The organism is Streptomyces sp. NPDC058880 (assembly GCF_042742535.1).
GTDB lineage: Bacteria > Actinomycetota > Actinomycetes > Streptomycetales > Streptomycetaceae > Streptomyces.
This window is the reverse complement of sequence record NZ_JBHYMC010000030.1, coordinates 1-4,883: the sequence shown is the minus strand read 5'-3', so window position 1 is coordinate 4,883 and position 4,883 is coordinate 1. Positions and strand designations below refer to the sequence as shown.

Here is a 4,883-nt window from a genome sequence, read left to right as displayed (position 1 = left end):
GATGTCGGCGTGAGCGTGAAAGCCGTGCTGCGGTACGTGAGCTACGTCATGCGCCGCCATCCGTCGGCCGAGACCACGGCAACCGCGCGGTGCCTGAACCCGGACTGCCGGTGGATCTCCGAACCGACCGGGAACGCGGACGTGTGCACCGACATGTGCATACAGCACACTGGCCGGACCGGGCATATGACCTACCTCCGAGAATTCTCGGAGGTCGCTGTGGTGGAGCGGATCCCGTAGCTGCGCAGGGCAACGGCGTCGTACGTCCGTGATCCGGTGTTCATGGGCCAATGGCAAGCTTGAAACATGAACGATGCTGCCCCGGCGCCCACCCCCGCGCCCGCGCCCCGCCGTGCCCGTGTCCGTGCTCCCGAGCTGATCGGCAAGGGCGGATGGATCAACACCGGCGGGAAGGACCTGAAGCTCGCCGACTTTCGAGGTCGCACATTGATCTTGGATTTTTGGACCTTCTGCTGCATCAACTGCCTGCACGTCCTCGACGAGCTGCGCGAGCTGGAGGAGAAGCACCGCGACACCGTCGTGATCGTCGGCGTGCACTCGCCGAAGTTCGTGCACGAGGCCGACCACGCGGCCGTCGTCGACGCCGTCGAGCGCTACGAGGTGCACCACCCCGTCCTGGACGACCCCGAGCTCGCCACCTGGAAGCAGTACGCCGTGCGTGCGTGGCCCACGCTCGTCGTGATCGACCCCGAGGGGTACATCGTCGCCCAGCACGCCGGCGAGGGGCATGCGCACGCCATCGCGAAGCTGGTCGAGGAGCTGGAGGCCGAGCACGAGGCCAAGGGCACCCTGCGGCGCGGGGACGGGCCGTACGTGGCGCCCGAGCCCGTCGCGAGCGACCTGCGCTTCCCCGGGAAGGCGCTGCTCCTGCCCAGCGGGAACCTGCTGGTCTCGGACTCGACGCGGCACCAGCTGGTCGAGTTGGCCGCCGACGGGGAGAGCGTCGTACGCCGCATCGGCAGCGGCGAGCGCGGCTTCACCGGGGACAGCTTCAGCGAGCCGCAGGGGCTGGCGCTGCTGCCCGACGGGCGGCGGGTGGTCGTCGCCGACACCGTCAACCACGCGCTGCGCGTCCTCGACCTGGAGACCGGGGCGGTCGAGACGGTCGCCGGCACCGGACGGCAGTGGTGGCAGGGCTCGCCGACCTCCGGCCCGGCCCTTGAGGTGGACCTGTCCTCGCCGTGGGACGTGGCCTGGTGGCAGGGCAAGGTGTGGATCGCCATGGCCGGTGTCCACCAGTTGTGGACCTGGGACCCGGCGGAGGGGACCGTCGAGGTGGCCGCCGGCACCACCAACGAGGGGCTGCACGACGGGCCGGCCGCGGAGGCCTGGTTCGCCCAGCCGTCCGGGCTCGCCGCCGCCGGGGACCGGCTGTGGATCGCCGACTCCGAGACCAGCGCCCTGCGCTATGTGCACGCCACCGACTCCGGCTACGCCGTCACGTCCGCCGTCGGCACCGGCCTGTTCGACTTCGGGCACCGGGACGGGGACGCGGCCCAGGCCCTGCTCCAGCACCCGCTCGGGGTGACGGCCCTGCCGGACGGCTCGGTCGCGGTGTGCGACACCTACAACCACGCGCTGCGCCGCTACGACCCGGCTACCGGGCAGGTCTCGACCCTGGCGACCGACCTGCGCGAGCCCAGCGATGCCGTCCTGGTCGGAGAGGACATCGTGGTCGTCGAGTCCGCGCGGCACCGCCTGACCCGGCTGCGGCTCCCGGAGGAGGCGGTACGGGTGGACGCGGTCGCCCACCGCACCCAGCGGGCCGCCACCGAGGTGGCGCCCGGCACGCTGCGCCTCGATGTGGTCTTCCGGGCCCCGAGCGGGCAGAAGCTCGATACCCGCTACGGGCCCTCCACCCGCCTGCTGGTCTCCTCGACCCCGCCCGAGCTGCTGACGTCGGGGGAGGGCGCGGGGACCGACCTGTTTCGGGAACTGGAGCTGAACCCCGACCTCACCGAGGGCGTGCTGCACGTCTCGGCGATGGCGGCGTCCTGCGACGACGACCCGGCCAACGAGTACCCGGCCTGCCACGTCCACCAGCAGGACTGGGGCGTGCCCGTCCGGGTCACGGCCGACGGCGCCGCCCGGCTCCCCCTCGTCCTGGCCGGGATGGACGAGGAGGGCTGAGGCCGCTCCCCGCCTTCCTGGGGGGCGGCCTTCGGGCCCGGCCCGCGGGCTCAGCTCTCCAGGAAGGCGACCAGGGCGTTGGCCAGGAGGTAGGGGTCGTCCGCGCCGCACAGTTCGCGCGCGCTGTGCATCGAGAGGATCGCGACGCCGATGTCCACGGTCTGGATGCCGTGGCGGGCGGCCGTGATCGGGCCGATCGTCGTGCCGCACGGCATCGCGTTGTTGGAGACGAAGGTCTGCCACGGGACGCCGGCGCGCTGGCACGCGGCGGCGAACACCGCGCGCCCGCTGCCGTCGGTGGCGTACCGCTGGTTGACGTTGACCTTCAGGATCGGGCCGGCATTGGCACGCGGGTGGTGCGTCGGGTCGTGTCGCTCACCGTAGTTGGGGTGCACGGCGTGCCCGGTGTCGGAGGACAGGCAGATGGTGCCGGCGAAGGCTCGGGCGCGGTCCTCGTAGGTACCCCCGCGGGCGAAGACTGAACGTTCCAGCACGTTCCCCAGCAGCGGGCCGTCCGCGCCGGTGTCCGACTGCGAGCCGTTCTCCTCGTGGTCGAAGGCGGCCAGCACGGGGATGTGGTCGAGCTTCTGCGCACCGGAGACGGCGGCGAGCGCGGCGACCCCGGCGTGCACGGACAGCAGGTTGTCCATCCGGGGGCCGGCCACGAGTTCGCGGTCCCGGCCCAGGTAGGCGGGCGGCTCGATCGAGTGGACCATCAGGTCCCAGCCGGCCACCGAGCCGTGTTCCAGGCCCTCTTCCTCCTCCAGGAAGGCGATGAGGTCGCCCTCGTGCGGATCGCCCAGACCCCAGATCGGCTGCATGTGCCGCTGCTTGTCGAGCTTGAGGCCGTCGCTGTTCACCGATCGGTCCAGGTGCACGGCCAGTTGGGGCACGCGCAGCAGCGCCCGGTCGATGTTCACGAGTCGCTCGGTGCCGTCGTGCAGTGTCAGCCGTCCGGCCAGGCCCAGGTCCCGGTCCAGCCAGGTGTTGAGCAGGGTGCCGCCGTAGATCTCGACCGCGATCTGCCGCCAGCCCTGCGAGCCCATGTCGGGGAGGGGCTTGACCCGCAGGTTCGGTGAGTCGGTGTGGGCGCCGACGATGCGGAACGGGGTGTGTGCCGAGGCGCCTTCGGGGACGTACCAGGCGATGAGCGCGCCGCCGCGGAGCACGAACCTGCCTCCACTGCCCGAGTCCCATGCGTCCGTCTCCGACAGCTGCCTGAAGCCGGCCTTCTCCAGCCGCTCGGCCGCGTTGGCCACGGCGTGGTACGGCGTCGGACTGGCCGTCAGGAAGGTCATCAGATCGTCGGTGTGGCCGCGGTCGAAGCGGGCGGGAGAGCTCATCGTATTTCCCTTGTGTGGAAGCCCCCGGCTTCAGCCGGGTGAGGAAACGCAGTTCCGGCTCGGAGCCTCGTTGCGGCGGAGCGCCGCAGCGTCAGGCTGTGACCTGTGCTTGTGTTCGGATCATGACCGACCGCGCCCTCCGCGGTGCGGGGTTCCCTTCCGCGAAGCGGTCGTTCACCTACCGTTTCTATCCGACGGACGCGCAGGCCGGGGAGCGGTCCTGGGCGTCCGGGTGTGTGCGAACGGTCCACGGGAGGTCCTCCTCTCGGTCGGGGCGGTCCGTGGCGAAACAGGCCCACTCGTGAGTGTGGGCAGCCCCTCCCGCCGGGGAGGGGAGGAAACCAGGTGGTTCACCTTAACGAGGGTCGGGTTCCTGTTCGTCATGGCCGGACCGGGCGGGTCGCCGGGGGAACGGTTCCGTGTCCGCGGGGGTCCGCGTTCCCGTGCGTGCTCAGCCCGGCGGACGGTCGAATCTGCGCTGCAGCTGCCTGCGCTCGCCCCGGCGGATGCGCGGGAGCATCTCCGGGGTCTGCGGGGAGCGCTGCGCGCGCCTTCGGCGTCCGGCGCAGAAGATACAGGCTTCGCCGGGAGGTGCGTCGGGGTCGATCGGTGCGCCGGGGTGTTCGGAGCAGCCGGAGGCGTTGCGGGGGCGGGACAGCTCGCGGGCGACGATGAAAGCGCGGTGGAGGTCGTCGGCGATGCGGACGAAGTCCTCGGCGGGTGAGGACAGGCCCAGGTGGAACCGCTGGTCCTCGACGGTGCGCAGGTGGGTGCGCAGGGCGTGCAGCGTGTACGGGCCGTCCGGTACGGGGTAGCCCAGGCGGCGCTGCTCGGCGGCGGGGGCGGCGCCGGGTCCGCCGCGGTGGCGCTGTCCGAGGCGCCGGCGGTCGTTGCAGATGAGGCAGCGGCCCCAACCCTCGGGGGCCTCGGGGTCGAGGGCGCCGTTGGGGTGTTCGGGGCAGCCGGTGTAGCTCTTGGCGGGGGCCAGTCCGGCGGCCGTCTGGAAGGCCACGTACAGCGCGTCGGCGATGGTGTCGTACTCGGCGGGGTGGGCGCCGTCGTAGAGCTCGCGCAGGTGGTCGCCGAGGCTGCCCAGGCTCGCCTGCAGCTCCTTGAGGGCGTACGGCCGCCCGGTGGGGACGGAGTACCCCCTGCTGCCGTGCTGATCCTGTGGACTCATGCCTACGAGCGTCCCATGAACGACTGACATCGGGGAAAGCCGCAGTACAGGGCCCCTGTGGTGGTGCCCGTGCACGCGGCAGCGGCCGGGGCCCCCTGCGGGGGCCCCGCCGCGGTGGGGGGGGGGCGCAGGGGTGGTGGGGTGGGGGGGGCGGGGGGGGGTGGCGTATTAGGCGGCCGCGTCGCGCTCCCTGAGGGGGGTGTGGGCGG

General features: G+C 72.2%; 4 protein-coding genes. 2 read left to right on the top strand and 2 right to left on the bottom strand.

The features are described 5' to 3' along the window. Together ACFW2G_RS18470 and ACFW2G_RS18465 are read left to right on the top strand one after the other, a co-directional pair. Window positions 1-240 (top strand): hypothetical protein (locus ACFW2G_RS18470; protein ID WP_384680985.1); only part of this gene is annotated, 240 nt, incomplete at its 5' end. 66 nt (window positions 241-306) lie between these two features. Continuing rightward, complete coding sequence (locus ACFW2G_RS18465) at window positions 307-2,151, top strand: NHL domain-containing thioredoxin family protein (RefSeq protein WP_384583064.1); 1,845 nt, start codon at window positions 307-309, stop codon at window positions 2,149-2,151. Between the two features lie 50 nt (window positions 2,152-2,201). Here ACFW2G_RS18465 and ACFW2G_RS18460 read toward each other — a convergent pair whose 3' ends face one another. Both ACFW2G_RS18460 and ACFW2G_RS18455 read right to left on the bottom strand, forming a co-directional pair. Next, entirely contained in the window at window positions 2,202-3,494 is a 1,293-nt protein-coding gene (locus ACFW2G_RS18460) for a M18 family aminopeptidase (protein WP_037920604.1), read from the bottom strand. A 451-nt stretch (window positions 3,495-3,945) separates the two neighbouring features. Beyond that, complete coding sequence (locus ACFW2G_RS18455; RefSeq protein ID WP_384448195.1) at window positions 3,946-4,674, bottom strand: hypothetical protein; 729 nt, start codon at window positions 4,672-4,674, stop codon at window positions 3,946-3,948. Window positions 4,675-4,883: the final 209 nt, after the last annotated feature.

What these genes read in the sequence shown, in the direction of transcription:
- ACFW2G_RS18465 (WP_384583064.1), top strand. Translation starts at nt 307, where the DNA reads ATGAACGATGCTGCCCCGGCGCCCACCCCCGCGCCCGCGCCCCGCCGT.
- ACFW2G_RS18460 (WP_037920604.1), bottom strand. Translation starts at nt 3,494, where the DNA reads ATGAGCTCTCCCGCCCGCTTCGACCGCGGCCACACCGACGATCTGATG.
- ACFW2G_RS18455 (WP_384448195.1), bottom strand. Translation starts at nt 4,674, where the DNA reads ATGAGTCCACAGGATCAGCACGGCAGCAGGGGGTACTCCGTCCCCACC.